This is a genomic window from Ramlibacter sp. (genome assembly GCF_041916345.1).
Lineage (GTDB): Bacteria > Pseudomonadota > Gammaproteobacteria > Burkholderiales > Burkholderiaceae_C > Ramlibacter.
This window is the reverse complement of sequence record NZ_JAYRZR010000004.1, coordinates 26171-41908: the sequence shown is the minus strand read 5'-3', so window position 1 is coordinate 41908 and position 15738 is coordinate 26171. Positions and strand designations below refer to the sequence as shown.

Annotated in this window: 14 protein-coding genes; 4 read left to right on the top strand and 10 right to left on the bottom strand. The window is 69.0% G+C overall.

The features are described 5' to 3' along the window. Positions 1–53: 53 nt before the first annotated feature. Positions 54–1322 carry a hypothetical protein gene (locus ACE3T5_RS02045; protein ID WP_374663909.1) on the top strand — a complete coding sequence of 423 codons (1269 nt, stop codon included), beginning with the start codon at positions 54–56 and terminating at the stop codon, positions 1320–1322. On the opposite strand, the gene ACE3T5_RS02040 is transcribed toward ACE3T5_RS02045, so the two are convergent. Next, entirely contained in the window at positions 1303–2823 is a 1521-nt protein-coding gene (locus ACE3T5_RS02040) for a hypothetical protein (protein WP_374663907.1), read from the bottom strand. The genes ACE3T5_RS02045 and ACE3T5_RS02040 overlap by 20 nt on opposite strands. Positions 2824–3007: 184 nt before the next feature. Between ACE3T5_RS02040 and ACE3T5_RS02035 the strand changes: the two genes are divergently transcribed. Then, positions 3008–4144 carry a hypothetical protein gene (locus ACE3T5_RS02035; protein ID WP_374663905.1) on the top strand — a complete coding sequence of 379 codons (1137 nt, stop codon included), beginning with the start codon at positions 3008–3010 and terminating at the stop codon, positions 4142–4144. A 17-nt stretch (positions 4145–4161) separates the two neighbouring features. Here the strand turns inward: ACE3T5_RS02035 and ACE3T5_RS02030 are convergent, their stop codons facing one another. The 3 genes from ACE3T5_RS02030 to ACE3T5_RS02020 form a co-directional block, all read right to left on the bottom strand. Further along, on the bottom strand, positions 4162–6042 hold the full coding sequence (locus tag ACE3T5_RS02030; RefSeq protein WP_374663903.1) for an FG-GAP-like repeat-containing protein: 1881 nt from the start codon (positions 6040–6042) through the stop codon (positions 4162–4164). 122 nt (positions 6043–6164) lie between these two features. Next, entirely contained in the window at positions 6165–7553 is a 1389-nt protein-coding gene (locus ACE3T5_RS02025) for a sigma-54-dependent transcriptional regulator (RefSeq protein WP_374663901.1), read from the bottom strand. Beyond that, positions 7550–9370 (bottom strand): ATP-binding protein, encoded by a 1821-nt coding sequence (locus ACE3T5_RS02020; protein ID WP_374663899.1) that lies wholly within the window; start codon positions 9368–9370, stop codon positions 7550–7552. Before ACE3T5_RS02020 ends, ACE3T5_RS02025 begins: the two co-directional genes overlap by 4 nt. Before the next feature lie 128 nt (positions 9371–9498). On the opposite strand from ACE3T5_RS02020, the gene ACE3T5_RS02015 reads away from it, so the two are divergent. Then, positions 9499–10140 (top strand): DUF4166 domain-containing protein, encoded by a 642-nt coding sequence (locus ACE3T5_RS02015; RefSeq protein ID WP_374663897.1) that lies wholly within the window; start codon positions 9499–9501, stop codon positions 10138–10140. Continuing rightward, positions 10137–11570: a TIGR01777 family oxidoreductase gene (locus tag ACE3T5_RS02010; protein WP_374663895.1), complete on the top strand. Its 1434-nt coding sequence runs from the start codon at positions 10137–10139 to the stop codon at positions 11568–11570. Before ACE3T5_RS02015 ends, ACE3T5_RS02010 begins: the two co-directional genes overlap by 4 nt. 43 nt (positions 11571–11613) lie before the next feature. Here ACE3T5_RS02010 and ACE3T5_RS02005 read toward each other — a convergent pair whose 3' ends face one another. The 6 genes from ACE3T5_RS02005 to ACE3T5_RS01980 form a co-directional block, all read right to left on the bottom strand. Then, entirely contained in the window at positions 11614–12006 is a 393-nt protein-coding gene (locus tag ACE3T5_RS02005; protein WP_374663893.1) for a VOC family protein, read from the bottom strand. 51 nt (positions 12007–12057) lie between these two features. Continuing rightward, entirely contained in the window at positions 12058–12489 is a 432-nt protein-coding gene (locus ACE3T5_RS02000; RefSeq protein WP_374663891.1) for an ion channel, read from the bottom strand. A gap of 34 nt (positions 12490–12523) precedes the next feature. Next, entirely contained in the window at positions 12524–12880 is a 357-nt protein-coding gene (locus ACE3T5_RS01995) for a hypothetical protein (protein ID WP_374663889.1), read from the bottom strand. A 104-nt stretch (positions 12881–12984) separates the two neighbouring features. Next, positions 12985–13194, bottom strand: a complete 210-nt coding sequence (locus ACE3T5_RS01990) for a DUF4287 domain-containing protein (protein ID WP_374663887.1) — start codon at positions 13192–13194, stop codon at positions 12985–12987. A gap of 351 nt (positions 13195–13545) precedes the next feature. Then, a complete protein-coding gene (locus ACE3T5_RS01985; RefSeq protein WP_374663885.1) occupies positions 13546–14568 on the bottom strand; it encodes a sensor histidine kinase in 1023 nt (340 codons plus the stop codon). Next, complete coding sequence (locus tag ACE3T5_RS01980; RefSeq protein ID WP_374663883.1) at positions 14565–15173, bottom strand: hypothetical protein; 609 nt, start codon at positions 15171–15173, stop codon at positions 14565–14567. The genes ACE3T5_RS01985 and ACE3T5_RS01980 overlap by 4 nt, the downstream gene beginning before the upstream one ends. Positions 15174–15738: the final 565 nt, after the last annotated feature.

Sequence of the window (15738 nt, the reverse complement as noted above, 5' to 3'; positions counted from 1 at the left end):
CGGCGAACCGGCGCCCTGTTGCGCCATCCGCCCAGCGTGGATACTCCACAGCCATGAACGCCTCCACCGCCGCGGCCGACGCGCCCTGCTGGCTGCTGCTCACGCCGCAGGCGCAGGCCTGGCAGGCGACCGAGATCGACCTGGCGCAGGAGGAACCGGGCTTGCCCGACGCCGCCTTCGTGGCGCGCATCCCGCCGGACGCGCTGCAGGCCTTCGCCGACACGCTGGCCGCCATCGCGCGGCGTGCGCACACGGCCGATCTGCTGATCCTGGTGCCCCATCGGCCACCGCCCGAGGTGTGCGTGCGCGAAGACGGCGCGGTCGACAGCTTCGCCTGCCGCCTGGGCACGCTGCGCGCGCTGGCCGCGCACGGCGGCTGGGCCTTGGTGCAGGCAGACCTGTATCGGGTGACCGAGGCAGCGCTCAACAACCCGCACGCGCCCGCGGCCGCCTGCCTGCAGATGCCGCCCCCATCGCTGGATGCCCTGGCCGATGCCGAAGGCGACCCCGCGCTCACCGCCGAATGGATCATCCCCCACCGCGGCTGGCTGCCGCACCTGCGCACGTGCCTGGCCGGTGTGGCCCGCGCAGCGGGCGCGGGGGACCTGGTGAGCGTTGCGCTGGACGAGCCGGTCGTCGAAACGCATCGCGCGCTGGCCGCGCAGCATCCCGGCGCCCGCGTACTCGCCTGCGAGCCGTCTGGCGTGGGGCCCTACGTGGCCCGAGAGATCCTGGCCTCCCAGTGCCGCCACCCGGCCATCCTGTTCCAGGATGCCGACGACAGCCCCTGCGTGGACCGCCGGCATCGGCTGCTGGCCGCGCTGGTGCAGCGCGACCTGGACCTTGTCGGCTCGCATGAACTGCGGGTGGACGAGATCAAGCGCCAGGTGGTGGCGCTGCGCTTCCCGCTGGACGTGACGCGGGCCCTGGACAAGATGCCCTGCCACCCGCTGCTGTTCCCCTCGGCCGCGGTGCGCACGCCGGCCCTGCGCGCGGCCGGCGGCCTCTCGACCCATCGCCGCTTCGGCAGCGACACCGAGTTCATCCTGCGCGCGCACTTCTTCCTGCGCATCGGAAACGTGGACGACTTCCTCTACCTGCGCCGCATGCGCGCGGGCTCGCTCACCACCTCACCCGAGACGCACGTGGCCTCGCCGATGCGCCAGGCCCTGGACGCCACGTGGAAGCGCGACTTCGCGCTCGTGCGACGCGGCCGGCTGGCGCTGGCCGACTCCAGCCTGGCGGTGACGCATCGTGAAGACCTGCGGGCGACGCGGCTGGTGCGGGTGGGCGCGCAACCGCCTAGCGTTGCCCCAGCATGAACCCGCCGTCGTCCCGTGCGCTGTTCATGAACCCCAGCCAGAGCTGGGCCGCACCGCTGGCACTGGTCATCGGGTAGGCGACACCGGTGCCCGTGAAGTTGCAGGGCTGCGCCGTCGTACTGGCGGTGATCGCCACCGTGACGTCGAAAACATTCTTGCCACCGGCCCGCGGGGTGACCTTGCCGGCGAGCACGCAGTGGTCATAGACACCGCCCAGATCCCCCGCGGCGCTGACGGTGAACGTCCCCGTCTGGCCGCCGGGCGCCTGGTACGGCCATGATCCGCTGATCGCGGCCAGGGTCGCCGGCTGGCTGTAGGTGTAGCGCGTGGTCGGCACGACGGTGGTGCTGACGAAGCCCACCCCGCCTTCGCCGGTGACCCGGAACTCCGCAGCGAGACTGACGCCAGGCTCATAGGTGCCCGACACCGTGCCCGACTTCACCCCATCCTGCGAGCCCATGTCCGAGAACCGGCTGCTGATGTACGTGCCATTGCCCGAGGCGCCCGAGACGAGCACGAAGCCCTCCAGCGTGGTCAGCGCGCCGCTGCCGGCGCCGTAGGCGACCCACAGGTCGTCGTTGTCCAGCGCGAGGATCGTCACGCGGGCCGTTTCGGTGCCATTGACCACCGTGCCTTCGTACACGCCCTCCAGCTTGCCGGTGCTGGACGCACTGGTGAACACCAGCCGCTTGAGGCTCACCGGCGCGCTGCCGGGCAGCGTGAGCGTGACGGTCGTGCCCGTGAGCCCCAGCACGGTGACGGTGCCCGCGGGCGTGGAGAGCTGCGGCGTCTGGTGGCCGCTGCCGAGCGGCTGTCCGCCCTCGTAGCCCTGCATCTGCCCGCTGAACCGGTCGCCACTCACGGTGCCCAGGGTCAGGTACCAGATCGGCGCACCGTTGCTGTCGTACATGTAGCTGGCCATGGCGGCGGCGCTGCCCTGCACGTCGATGAAGAAGCCGCGGCCGCTTTCGGCGTCGTTCCACCACAGGCCGCTTTCAAAGCCGGCGGAAGACGCCGCCACGGCACCGTTGTTCAGGCCGAAGCGCTGCACCGGGATGGTCGTCACGCCGGCTGTGGTGACGAACTGCAGCGTGCCGCTGGTGGCCGTGCTGAGAGTGAACGTCACGGTGGCGATGGCCGTCGACCCGGTGGGTGGGCGATAGCTGCCGGTAAGCGTCTGCCCGCCCGAATAGCGACTGACCGTGCCGGTGTAGCTGCCGCTCGCCTGGCGGTTGAGCGGGCCCACGTACCAGACCGGTCGGCCGTCAGGCTCGTACATGTAGGCGCCCAGCGTGACGATGGCGCCCTGCCGCTCCACCGCGAAGCCGCGGCCGGATTCCGACGGGTTCCACCAGATGCCGGTCTGCGGCTCCGGCGTGGCGGCCTTGAGCAGCGTGCCGAGCGAAGCCGATGGGTCGGCCGCTCCACCGCCGCAGCCGGCCAGCACGGCGCCCATCAGGACCAGCGCGATCCAGCGCCTCACAACCCTCAGGATGCTCATGGCGAGCCTCACCTTCCAGGCCTGCGCGGCCCCGCGGTGCGCGGTCGAACGCAGCGGGACCCACGATAGGCTTGTGGTCTGGCGGCGTCAAGCGGCGGCCCTCCGCCGCCGCAGAATGGCGGTCTTGCTGCGCCCCATCGGATCCTTCATGCGTGTCACTCGCCACCGCCCGCCTCGACCGTTCATGCGCCTGGCACTGCTTGCGGCGCTGATGACCGGGATCCACCCGGCGGCCGACGCGGCATCGCCGGCGCCCCCAGCAGAACTCGCCGGCACCTGGAAAGGCCGCATCGGCCCCGCCGAGGTGATGCTGTGCATCACCGACACCGGCGATGCGCAGACCTACTACCTGCGCCACCGGCGCGGCATCACGCTGGCCGCGCCCAACGAGGCGGCCGGCACGCCCGATGCGATGCGCCAGGCGTGGCAGGCCGGCCGGCTGGAGCTGCTGGAGCAGGAGAAGCAGGTCGACCGCAGCACCCGCATCACCGGTCGCTGGCAACTGGCGCCGCGCTCCGGCACGGAAGCCGCCGGCACCTGGAGCGACCCCGCCGGCACACGCAGCCTGCCCATCACGCTGACGCGGCTGCCCGGCGACGCCGGCCACGACCCGCGCATGCCCGGCACCGGCTGCGGCCCCGCCTTCTACGAACCCCTGCGTGCCGCGGTGCGCGTGAAGGCCTCACCCGCGCGGTTGGGTGACCGGCCCTACCGCATGATCGAGAGCGAGCAGGCCACGGCCTTCGAGGTACCGCCCGACACACCGCATGCGGCGCGGCTGAACCGCTTCACCCTGGACTGGGTGCGCGACCAGGCCGCACGCGCCTTCGACTGCGACCTGATGCGCGGCGGCCCGCCCTCGCCCCTGGGCGCCACGCTGGAGCCGGTGTGGTGGACGGATCGCTTCCTGGTCATGCGCGACACCCTGCCCGAGACGTACTGCGGCGGCGCGCACGGCTTCTGGTCCATCCAGTCGATCACCTGGTCGGTCCCGCAGGGGCGGGTGGTGGACACCTGGACCTGGCTGCGCGGCGGCGAGAAGGCACTGGAGGCGCGCACCGGCCCGGACGGGCAGCCCGCACGCTCCCCGCTCTTTCGACTCCTCACGCGCCACCATCCGCGCAACGCGAAGGACGACGACTGCCGCGAGGTCATGGACCAGATGAGCGTGGATGCGCCGACGCCCGGCCCCGACGGCCTGACCTTCCAGACCAGCTTCTTCCATGCGATGCGCGCCTGCGGCGACGAGGTGAAGCTGACCTGGGAGCAGGTGGCGCCGCACCTGTCGGCAGCGGGGCGGGCGGTGCGCGAGGGGCGATAGGCGCGGCCCGTCAGCGCCTACTGGGGGATCGAGATCGACTCGGCGGCGTTGTCGCTGGTGATGACGGGCACGCCGCCCACGGTGGCGGGGATGAGCCAGGGGGTCCAGCTGCCCTGCTTCTTCAGCACCACGCTGGATGTCATGGACGGGATGGCCACCTTCTGCACGACGGTGCCGCTATAGAACGAGCCACCCCCACCCGATGTGCGCAGGACCCAGAGCGTGCGGGTAGCCCCGCTGCCGGTGACGGTGAAGTCCAGGACCACACCCTCGTTGGCGACGGCGGGCACCTCCCACATCGTGGCTTGCGAGAAGTTGCTGTTGCCCGGATTGAGGAAGATGCGTGTCGGCGCGCTCTCCCAGTCGTGCCCGCCGAAAAGCAGGTCGGGCGACCCGTCCTGGTTGACGTCAACCAGCTCCACGGTGAAGTAGTTGCCGCCGCGAAGGCTGACCGGCAGCCTGCCGACGGCTTCCCGGGTGAAGCGACCGCTTCCGTCATTCAGCAGCACCAGTGCGCGGTCCGGGTCCTTGTTGTCGACGAGGACGACGTCGATGTGGCCATCCCCGTTCAGGTCAGCGGCGGCCGCACCATGGAAGAACCCGACATCCTGCGATGCATCCCGCGCTCGGTAGCTGCCATCCGACTGGCTGAGCAGGACGGTGTTGCGTTCGCCAGGAAATGGCGGTGCGTCATAGCCGGTGCAGGGCATGAAGATGTCGGGACGCCCGTCGCCGTTGAAGTCAGCCACCAGCGACTTGCGCGGGTTGACGCATGCAGGCGACTCGTACTGAACCATGCTGCCTGTCACGAGTGTGTAGCGCCCGTCCGGCTGCCGGGCGAAGAATTCGAGAACGGCCGGCGTGGCCTGGGCGAGCGGCTTCGCGAGGTCATAGGTCAAGCGGGCACGAAACAGGTCGAGGCGCCCGAGCCCCATGAAGTTTCCGTATGCCCGCGTGTTCTCGTGGACAGGCAGTTGCTGCGGCACCAGCCCGATCTCCTTGAAGTTCGCATACGACGACTTGTGCAGGACGGGCGGCGTCTCGCTGCTTGCGAACCTGAGACGCTGCACGCGCATGACGCGGCCGCTGGGGAGCGTCAGCAGACCGGTGGTGCCGGTCTGCGCGCGGAAGGCCACCGTGCCCTGCTGTCCGGCGGACTGCGGTGCCCGATAGCCAGCGCCCATTGGCTGCCCACCCTGGTAGGCCTCGAGCGCCCCGCTGAAGGCGCCGCTGCTGATCGCCCCTGCCGCATTGCCGACCGCGCCCACGGTCAGGTACCACACCGGTCGCCCGCTGTCGGTGTACATGTAGCTGGCCAGCGCCGCCGTGTTGCCCTGCACGTCGATGAAGAAGCCGCGACCGCTCTCCTCCTCGTTCCACCAGAGACCGCTCTCGAACGATGCCGAAGACGCAGCGACAGAACCACCGTTGATGGCCAGGCGCTGGATGCCCACGGCACTGGCACCCCCCGAGGTGACGAAACTCAGGGTCCCTTGCGTGGCAGACGACAGCGTGAAGGTGACCGTCGCCTGGTGAACGGCAGACCCCGGCGCCCGGTAGGTGCCCGTGAGGGATTGCCCCCCGGCGTAGCGCGTGACGGTGCCCTGATAGCTGCCGTCGCCCTGCTGGCTGAGCGGCCCCACGTACCAGACTGCGTGGCCATCGGGCTCGTACATGTAGGCGCCCAGCGTGACGACGCTGCCCTGCTGCTCGATGGCGTAGCCGCTGCCGGAGGCGGATGGATTCCACCAGATCCCCGTCTGCGGCACGGGAGTGCCGGCCTTCAGGGCCGAGGCGAGACCCGCGCGCGGGTCCGCTGCGCCACCGCCACAGGCGGCCTGCAGCAGCAAGAGAGCGGCCGCGGCCAGCCAGCCGCCGATTCGATTCAGGGCGATCATCGAAGTCCCTCCAGCGATGCATCACCACGAACTGCGTGGGGACCAATGCATCTGGCGGCACTTTAGGGACGGCGCATGTGCCGGTCAACCTCGAATGAGGGACGCAGGCCAGCCGCTTCTGCTCAGCCGTGCTGGCGCAGCCCCAGCCGCGCCAGCTTCTTGATCAGCCCCACGCGCGAGATGCCGAGCCGGCGCGCGGCCTCGGACTGGTTGCCGCCGGCCGCGCGCATGGCCTCGCCGATGAGCCGCGTCTCCAGCTCCGCGATGGCGGCGTCGAGCAAGCCCGTGCCGCCTGGCAGCGCGCTGTCGGTGACGGCGGCAGGCGCGGGCTCTGAACCACTGGCCAGACGCAGCAGCGCCGCATCCACCTGCGCCTCGCCAGCGCCCAGCAGCGCACCGGACGCCTCGACCACCGCGCGCAGCTGGCGCACGTTGCCGGGCCACTCCTGCGCCTGCAGCCACGCCGTGGCGTCGGTGCTGAAGCGCGCCGCGGGCGCCACGCGGCGCAGGAAGCGCGCGGCCAGCAGCGGCACGTCCCCGGCGCGCTCGGCCAGCGCGGGCGTGCGCAGCACCATGCCGCGCAGGCGGTAGAACAGGTCCTCGCGGAAGCTGCCTTCGCGCACCATGGCCTCCAGGTCGCGGTGGGTGGCGCAGACCACGCGCACATCCGCATGACGCAGCGTGCGGCCGCCCACCGGCACGAAGCTGCCCTCCTGCAGGAAGCGCAGCAGCTTCACCTGCATCGGCGCCGGCATCTCGCCCACCTCGTCCAGGAACAGGGTGCCGCCATGCGCCGTCTCCACCAGGCCCGGCTGGTCCCGGTAGGCGCCGGTGAAGCTGCCCTTCAGGTGGCCGAACAGCTCGCTCTCCAGCAGCTCCGCCGTGAGGGCGCCGCAGTGGATGATGCCGAAGGGGCCGTCGCGGCGCGGGCTGCAGGCATGCAGGGCGCGGGCCACCAGCTCCTTGCCAGTGCCCGTGGGGCCGAGCACCACCACGCTCACCTGCGTGGGCGCCACGCGCCGCACCATCTGGCGCAGGGCCTGCATGGGCGGGGATAGACCGACCAGGCCCAGGTCGTCCTGCGCGCCGGCGTCCGCGCGCAGCGTGCGCAGCTCGGCGTCGAGGCGCGACTTGTGCAGGGCGCGGGCCACCACGATGCGCAGCAGATCCGGATCGATCGGCTTGGTGAGGAAGTCCCACGCGCCCAGCTCGGCCGCGCGCAACGCCAGCTCGCGATCGCCATGGCCAGTGAGCACCACGACCACCGCGGGCGCGAAGCGCGGGATGAGTGCGAGACCCGCCTCGGGCTCCATGCGCGGGGGCATGGCCAGATCCAGCAGCACCACGTGCGGGCGGTCCTGCGCGAAGACGTCGAGCGCCTGGTCCGCGTCGCCCGCCACCGAGACACGATGCCCCAGCGCGGCCAGAAAGCCGCTGCCCAGGCGCTGGTAGGCGGGCTCGTCATCGACCAGCAGCACGTGGCCGCCGGCACTGGAAAGGGGCTGGGTCATGGCAGGCTCGGAAAGCGCAGGGTGAAGCAGGTGGACCAGGGCGGGCGCTGGGTCAGGCGCGCGTCGCCGCCGTGCGCGGCCATGATGCGCGCCACGATGGCCAGGCCGAGCCCGGTGCCGCCGGGGCTGCGCGAGGCGAAGGGCTCGAACAGGCGCTCGCGCAGATCCTCGGGCACGCCGGGGCCGTCATCGCACACATGCAGCTGCACGCCCAGCGCATCGCGTTCGGCTTCCACGCACACGCGCCGCGTGCCGGCTGCCGCGCGGGCATTGGCGAACAGGTTGCCCAGGGCCTGGTCCAGCCGGGCGGGGTCTGCGCGCAGCGGCAGCGGCGCTTCGAAGCCGGCACCCAGCTCGACCCCGGGCGCGCGGCGCACCGCCTGGCGCACCTGCGCCGCCAGGTCCAGATCGGCCCGCCGCAACTGCCACGGCTTGGCGTAGTCCAGCAGGTCCTCGGCCAGGCGCGAGATACGCTGCACCTGGTCGGCGACCTCACGCCGGGTATCCGCAGGTGCCGTGGCCACCGCCATGGCGATGATGTTGAGCGGATTGCGCAGGTCATGTGCCACGCTGGCGGCCAGGGCGCCCAGTTCGGCCAGGCGGGCCTGCAGCTGACGCTCACGCTCACGCGACTCGGCCGCGCGGGCATGTTCGAGCTGCTGCGCCGCCTCGGCCAGCACGCCGGCAAATAGCTCCGCCAGGTGACGCGGACCGGGCGGCGCGGCGTCCCAGCCTTGCAGGCGCACCTGCCAGCCATCCGCCGTTCGGAAGCACAGGAGCGCGGGCGCATCGGCCAGCGCCGCGCCCTGGCCGGCCGGCGGCAAGTCCTCCATCTGCACCCGCGCGTCCACCCGCAGCCCCACACGGTCGGAGATCAGCGAGGCCGCGCGCGCCGCCAGGGCCTGCTCACTCTCCGCACCGGCGAGCGCGGCGCGCCACGCCTGCAGGTCGGCAGCCGACGCCGTGCCGCCCGGGTAGACGATGCGTTCGGCAAAGCCGCGCACCGGCCCGCTGAGCGCCAGGCACAGCACCGCCACCAGCGCGCCGGTGAGCCAGCGTGATTCCAGCGGCAGGGCCAGCGTGAGCGGCACCGCCAGCAAGCCCGCGCCCACCAGCAGTGCCCACACCAGCGCGCGTCGGGCCCAGGCATTGGCCACGAACACCTGGTAGCGCAGGATGCCGTAGACCAGGATCACCGGGTACGCCGGCAACGCCAGCACCTGCCACGGATACACCGGAATCTGCAGCGCCGCGAAGCCGTAGCCCGACATGCAGACCATGCCCCAGCCGCACGAGACGGTGAGCGCGGCGATCTGCCGGCGCTGCATCGGCTCGCGCACCCGCCATCCCTGCCACACCAGCACGCCCACCCCTGCGGCGGCCAGTGCGGCCCAGGCCAGTGCGTTGACCCAGCCGCTCCAACCGGGCAAGGCCACATAGTCCACGCCGGTGAAGGGCGGGAAGTGCACGAACCGCGCGGGCGGCACCACCCACGCCAGCAGCGTGCTGGCCGCGGCCAGCCCGTAGGCGGCGCGCAGCGGCCACGGGCTGGCGACCGGCACGCGGCAGAACACCAGGCAGAAATGCAGGAAGGCCGCGGCAGTGAGCGGGATGGTGGAGACCAGTGCCAGCGCCACCGGGGCCGACGAGAGCCCGAACACGTTGGGCAGCTCGTTGCCTGTGACCCAGATCGCCACGCCCAGCAGGAACAGCGTGAGCAGCCGCGCGCCGCGCACGCGCTCGGCCCAGGCCAGCAGCACGGCGGCCAGCACCAGTGTCTCCACCAGCGCGAGGCCCATGACGATGTGCAACGCCATGGGCAGGCACTGTAAACGACGTTGACAGCCAGGGCGTTGGCGCTGTCAACGGCGTACACAGGCGCTGAGGGCTTTTCGTTGCGAATCAAGCACTTGGCGCGTGGCACGCGACCTGCGCCAGCCTGGGCATGGAAGCCCTGAACCTCATCCCGATGCCCGATGCGGCGGCGCCGCTGGATATCGCAGCGCTGGTCGGCCCGCAGGCCTGGCGGCGGCTGCCACCCGCCGTGCAGCGGCGGTTCGCGGCTGCACATGGCGACACCACCTACCGCGGCACGCTGGCGATGGACTGCTCGCGCATCGGCGCCCTGTTCGCGGCGTTCAGCCGCGTGCTGGGCGGACCGCTCACTGCGCTGCGCTGTGCCGAGGTGGCCGCCACCGTGCGGGTGCATGGCGATGGCGCAGGCGGCGTGGTGTGGGAGCGGCATCTCGCGTTGACCGGGGGGCACGGCGAGCGCGTCGTGCGCTCCACCAAGGAGCGCGGCCCGCACGGCGGCCTGGTCGAGCGCACGGATGGCGGCCTGGCCATGGCCCTGCGCGTGGACGAGGAGGCGGGCGCGCTCGTCTTCACCAGCCTGCGCTACTTCCTGGTCATCGGCCGCTGGCGCGTGCCGGTACCCGCGCTGCTGACGCCCGGCACCTGCCGCGTGTCGCATCGCGATCTGGGCGACGGGTACTTCCGCTTCACCCTTTCCATGGTCCACCCCCTGTGGGGCCGGACCTTTCACCAGACCGGCGTGTTCGCCGATGCAACGGAGGCTTCGTCATGACCCTCGTCTTTCTCATCCTGTGCGCCCAGATCGTGATGGGCGCGCTGGACAACTTCTGGCATCACGAGATCGCGGCGCGGCTGCCGCAGCGGGCGTCCGCCCGCTACGAGCTGGTGCTGCACGCCGCGCGCGAAGGCATCTACGGGCTGCTGCTGCTGGGCCTGGCCTGGTTCCAGTGGCTGGGCGCCTGGGCGCTGGTGCCCGCGCTGCTGATGGTGACCGAGGTCGCCATCACCTGCGCGGACTTCGTGGAAGAAGACCGCACGCGGCGGCTGCCACCGCTCGAAGCCGTGCTGCACACCCTGCTGGCCGTGAACTACGGCGTGCTGCTGGGCGTGCTGGGCCTGCAGTTCGGCGGCTGGGCGCTGCAACCCGCCATGCTGGTACCGGTGAGCCACGGTGCGTGGTCGGTGTTCTTCACGCTCGCGGGCCTGGCGGTGCTGGCCTGGGCCGTGCGCAACGCGCTGGCGGTGCGCCGGTTCTCGCGCCGGCCGCAGCCCGCGCTGCCCGTGGTGCCGCCCAGCGGCCCGGCCGTGCTGGTGACCGGGGCCACCGGTTTCGTCGGCTCTGCCCTGGTGGCGCAACTGGCCGCCGAAGGCCAGCGCGTGATCGTGTACAGCCGGGACCTGCTGCAGGCGCGCCGCCTGTTCCCGGGCCAGTGGGTGGTGGACCAGTTCGACGACATCCCGGCCGAGACGCGCATCCGCGCGGTGGTGCACCTGGCCGGCGCGCAGGTGCTGGGCGCGCCGTGGACGCAGCAGCGCCGGCGCACCCTGCTGCAAAGCCGGGCCGACTTGATGCATGAACTGCTGGCGCTGATGTGCCGCTTGCACGAACGCCCCCAGGTGCTGGTGAGCGCGTCGGCGGTCGGCTTCTATGGCGTGCCAGCCGATGCCGGGCCGCTGGACGAGCAGGCGCCGCCGCAACCGGGCCGCTTCCAGTCGGACCTGTGCGCGGCCATCGAGCACGAGGCGCGCCGCGCCGAGGCCCTGGGGCTGCGCGTGGTGCGCCTGCGGCTGGGCCTGGTGCTCGGCCCTGGTGGCGGCGCCTACCCCGCCTTCGCCGCGGCGGCCCGCTGGGGCCTGGGCAGCGTGCTGGGGACGGGGCGCCAGCCGGTGCCGTGGATCCACATCGATGACGCCGTCGGCCTGATCCGCTTCGCGCTGCAGCGCAGCGACTTGCGCGGCGCGGTCAATGCCGTGGCGCCGGAAGCGCCGACGCAGCAGGCCTTTGCGCGCACCATGGCCGGCACGCTGGGCCGGCGGGTGCACCTGCAGGTGCCCGACTGGGTGCTGCGGCTGGGCCTGGGCGAGATGTCGGAGCTGCTGCGCTGCGGCCAGCACGCGGTGCCGGCGGCGGCGCTGGCGGCCGGCTACCGGTACCGGCAGCCGGACCTGGCCCGCGCGATGCAGGCGCTGGCGCAGGCGTGAGGCGCAGGCGAAGTCTGGCGCGCCATCGGCGCGCGCGGTGGCGCTACCCCGGCCGATGCAGTGCGCAGAGCTTGTTGCCGTCCGGGTCGCGCACGTAGCCCAGGTGCAGCGTGCCGGCCTTGCCCACACGGGGGCCGGGCGGATCTTCGATGGACACGCCGCCATGGGCCACGGCGACATCATGGAACTGCTTCACCTGCTCCGGCGACTGGCACTTGAAGCCGATGGTGGCACCATTGGCGAAGGTGGCCGGCTCGCCGTTGATGGGCTCGCTCACGCAGAAGGTGCCGCCGTCATGGCGGTAGAACAGGCGCGTCTGGCCGGTGGCGTTCTGGTTGCGCAGGGGTTCGCCCGCGCCCAGGACGCCCAGCACGGCGTCGTAGAAGCGCTTGGCGCGGTCGATGTCGTTGGTACCGACCATCACATGGCTGAACATGGGCTTGTCTCCGGGTGGCGTGATCAGCCGCCATCGTACCGTCGCGCCCGGCTATGTGTCATTGCCGCGCCAGAAGCGCTCCATGGAGATGTAGGTGAACGAGGCCGACCAGCCGATGAGCAGCAGGCCGTTCAGCGCCTCCACCCCGGCCAGCAGCCGCACCGGGCCCACGGGCGAGACGTCGCCGAAGCCCAGCGAGGTGTAGGTCTCGGCGGAAAAGTACAGGCAGCTCGCGAGGGTGGAGCCCGCCGAGCCGGCCAGGCCGCCGATGCCGAACCAGGCGATCAGGCCGTGGAGCGTGATGCCGTAGATGGTGATCTCCGCGGCGTGGGCCGAGAAGGCGGCGAAGATCACCACCAGCAGCTTCGCCCGGTTGGGGATGGCGAGCAAGGGCAGCCTCGCGTTCAGGACCCGAAGCACCTCATAGTGCAGGACGGTGGTGCCGATCACGAGCAGCAGGCAGGCGGCGATGACGAGGGACATGCAGGATCAACGGCCAGATGGTCGCGAGCTGCGCTTACGCGCCGCCCGCACCCACATCGAAATCATCACCCAGCTCGAAGTCACCGCGCCGGAACGCGGCGAGCACGTGCCTGGCCTCATCCAGCTGTGCACTCGGCACCCGCACCTTGGCGCCACCCACCGCGATGGCCAGCAGGCCGTGCGCCTGCACGATGTGGGCATCGCCCGCATCGGCCTGGATGCCCGCCGACTGCAGGCACCCACAGAGCAGATGCGCCTCCGTCGGCGAGAGATCGCGCACCAGGATGACGAGATCGCCCAGGTAGGGGATGGGTTCGCCGTCGGACTCCGCCTGCGACTCGTCAGTCAAGGGCGGGAAGAAGGGTCGCAAACCATGGGACGCAGCGGTCATGGGCCCCAGTCTCGCCAATTGCGCTGGCGCCAGGTGAACCGTCACCGCCAGCCTTGATCGAACCTGGACATCGAGTCGGGCGGCAGCGACCCAAAGGGTGGTGGCTACCTCTTGGCGAGGTACCACGCGACCAGCGCGTTGGCGTGACCATGGCCCATCTGGTGTTCGGACTTGAGATGACTCACCAGCTCCATGTGCTTGAGCGGCCCGGCCTTCTTCAGCACCTGCATCCAATGCTCGATGGGATGGCCGTACTTCTTTTCGATGGAAGGGAAGTAGGAGGCTGGGCCAGTGACTTTCTCTTGCGTTGGCATGTGGACCTCGACGATGCGGACTGGTCTTGACGGGGGTGGAGGCTCGAACAGGGATTGAGCCACGGCCTCCATTTCCGCCGGCTTGAGGTCCCCAAAACCTACTACGAGTGAGCTGGTACGAGATCGACGTGCTCAGTCTGGAGAACGCAAGGGATGGCGAAGCGTTTGGGCTGCCGCTGGGGGCCAACGCCGAGTTAGCCGGCGCCGTGCGATAGGGCCGGGAGCGAAGCGACGGCCCGCCGCACGGCGTCCGTGTTGAACAACCTGTTAGACCGCACCTGCGTACCCTTGTGCCAAAGTCAGGTTGACAGCAATCCCTTGGTCAGGAACATTGACTGTGCAATGGGGTAACTACGCCGCTGGCAGCGTGAGGATGAAAGAATTCCGCGCATACTCCGAGCCGATCGAGGGCTTTCCTGGAATCACTGTCAGTCTTCCCTTATTCAGTTTTGCCATCGCTCGGGCAAGGTACAGCCCAATCCCAGCGCCGCTAAGTTTCCCTTGCACGGCTTTCATGCCCGAATAGCCTTCGTCGAAAATGCGCTCGACTTCGCTTGGTTGAATTACCAAACTTTCCATTGAGAATCGGATATCCACTAGGCCTGCGCCATCTTCATGCGAGGTGACCTTTAACTCGCTATTGGGACGGACGTACTTGGCCGCGTTCTCCACGAGGTAGTAGATGCACACGTGTATTGAATCGTAGTCAAAGACCGCTTGAAGCAACGTCTTGTCGACCTCGGCACGCACCTTCTTGCTGACAAATTCACCAAAGAATAAATAGAAGACATTCATAAGCACTCTGTGAATGCTGTGTCGCTCGATGTTCCTTGGGTCAAGCCTTCCAGAGAGCCTATCAAACGCAGTGTACTCTGCCTTCTGGGCTGCTTGATGCTTCAGTATTTCCAATAAGGCACGGGCCGTACCTTCAATGTTGTTACTGATTTCGGACGCGACGTACGGAACTGCCTCTCGTGGTGAGCCCAACAGCCTGTCTTGCCGAGCGATATCAAAAATTTCCTGAGATGTCTTGGCTGTGAGACTTTTTAGGTTGTGGAGTAGTCGTCTAGTACGAGCCTCAGCGTTCTTAAGAGTTATATCCACCGTACTGGCAGCTGCCAAGATTGCATTGAGATCCGTTTCCATCAATCGCTTGCTACTTACGCGGTCCGGATCACTTGAGACGACCAATGCCGTGTACGCCCCCGATTTCCTCCGCATAACTCGCACTTTCGTGCCGTCAAGTGTCGTGACTGAAGAGTTACCTTCCTGCAGCGAAGAGACCAGAACATCAACTGTCGCTTGGGGCAACTGATTAAGAAGCGGTTCCGTTCGATCGGCGGCCCAAAGCACATACTGCGCGAGGTTCGTCACTTCCTTAGGACCTTGACTATGGTGTCTTCAAAACGGATCGGCTCAGCGGTTTTGGGAAGACAGTAATCCGCCTCACGGAGCGCTTCGTGAAAACGCGCCCCGTTTTCTTCGGCAGAGTAAATCACAACGCGCTTTGTCGGGTGCCTGCGCTTTATGGCTTGCGCAAGCCCAAGACCCTCGTCCGCATATTGCATGGCCTTGCCCACTCCCTGTATGTCGACAAACACGACGTGTGCCTCCAACAAGGCAGGCTGCTCAAGTGAGTTGACGTCTGTCACAAGCTTTGTGTGCTCCCATCCCATTTTCCTCAGGACGCTCACGATCTTGAATGCGCGGTCATCGTCGATGAAGAGCAAGTTGATGGTGCGCTTCAGTTCGGCTATGTCCGCTTGAGAGTGTTCACCGGCACCGATGCTTGCAGAGGCGATCGCTGAATTCCCAACATTTACACTCACCGTTTGTGTCGCGCTTGCCGGTTGCCGACTCGCCGGGGGTGAGGCATTCGCTGAGCGCCTCTTGAGAAACCTGAATGCACCAAAAATTGCAAGAAGTCCAGCAATTACAGAGATGACTTTTTCTGTTGTGTCGAGGTTGAAGTCAGGCATGTTTTCCGCGCGGAGCAACTGTGGAGTGGCCAGATGATTGGGGGCGTCCCGTAAGGTCTAACGATGGCGGTAACCGGACTGCTGCGGCAAGGCGCACCGGGCCAAGAATGAAATGGCGGCCCGGTGTGCCTTGCCGCAGCAGGTCCGGTTGACCAACTTGTTATGCCGGGCGCACGGCCCAGAACGAACTGCTGGACCTTGACCGAAGCTACGGCTGCTCTGTGCCAGAACCGCCAAACACCAGTGACCTTCACCTGCAGCCGAAGCCGAAGCCGAAGCCGAAGCCGAAGCCGAAGCCGAAGCCGAACCCAGACGATTGCTCATACGGGAGTTCACGTTCCTCCCCAGTGGCCAAGTAAGCACAGCACAGGCGGACGCACCCAGGGCGCGCAGAGGCTCTGACTTGGACGTTGAAGATGCGCAACATGTGACCGGCTTGAACGCGACAGCGCACATGAACTCTTCAAGCCCTCCGCGCAGCGGCATGCGATGCCCTACTTTGAACTGGCGAAACCCATGAGGCCCGACGATGCCTTCACGGGCGGATTCGCGGCGAGGCCTCGAT

Coding starts and splice junctions, on each gene's coding strand:
- ACE3T5_RS02045 (WP_374663909.1), top strand. CDS start 54: ATGAACGCCTCCACCGCCGCGGCCGACGCGCCCTGCTGGCTGCTGCTC.
- ACE3T5_RS02040 (WP_374663907.1), bottom strand. CDS start 2,823: ATGAGCATCCTGAGGGTTGTGAGGCGCTGGATCGCGCTGGTCCTGATG.
- ACE3T5_RS02035 (WP_374663905.1), top strand. CDS start 3,008: ATGCGCCTGGCACTGCTTGCGGCGCTGATGACCGGGATCCACCCGGCG.
- ACE3T5_RS02030 (WP_374663903.1), bottom strand. CDS start 6,042: ATGATCGCCCTGAATCGAATCGGCGGCTGGCTGGCCGCGGCCGCTCTC.
- ACE3T5_RS02025 (WP_374663901.1), bottom strand. CDS start 7,553: ATGACCCAGCCCCTTTCCAGTGCCGGCGGCCACGTGCTGCTGGTCGAT.
- ACE3T5_RS02020 (WP_374663899.1), bottom strand. CDS start 9,370: ATGGCGTTGCACATCGTCATGGGCCTCGCGCTGGTGGAGACACTGGTG.
- ACE3T5_RS02015 (WP_374663897.1), top strand. CDS start 9,499: ATGGAAGCCCTGAACCTCATCCCGATGCCCGATGCGGCGGCGCCGCTG.
- ACE3T5_RS02010 (WP_374663895.1), top strand. CDS start 10,137: ATGACCCTCGTCTTTCTCATCCTGTGCGCCCAGATCGTGATGGGCGCG.
- ACE3T5_RS02005 (WP_374663893.1), bottom strand. CDS start 12,006: ATGTTCAGCCATGTGATGGTCGGTACCAACGACATCGACCGCGCCAAG.
- ACE3T5_RS02000 (WP_374663891.1), bottom strand. CDS start 12,489: ATGTCCCTCGTCATCGCCGCCTGCCTGCTGCTCGTGATCGGCACCACC.
- ACE3T5_RS01995 (WP_374663889.1), bottom strand. CDS start 12,880: ATGACCGCTGCGTCCCATGGTTTGCGACCCTTCTTCCCGCCCTTGACT.
- ACE3T5_RS01990 (WP_374663887.1), bottom strand. CDS start 13,194: ATGCCAACGCAAGAGAAAGTCACTGGCCCAGCCTCCTACTTCCCTTCC.
- ACE3T5_RS01980 (WP_374663883.1), bottom strand. CDS start 15,173: ATGCCTGACTTCAACCTCGACACAACAGAAAAAGTCATCTCTGTAATT.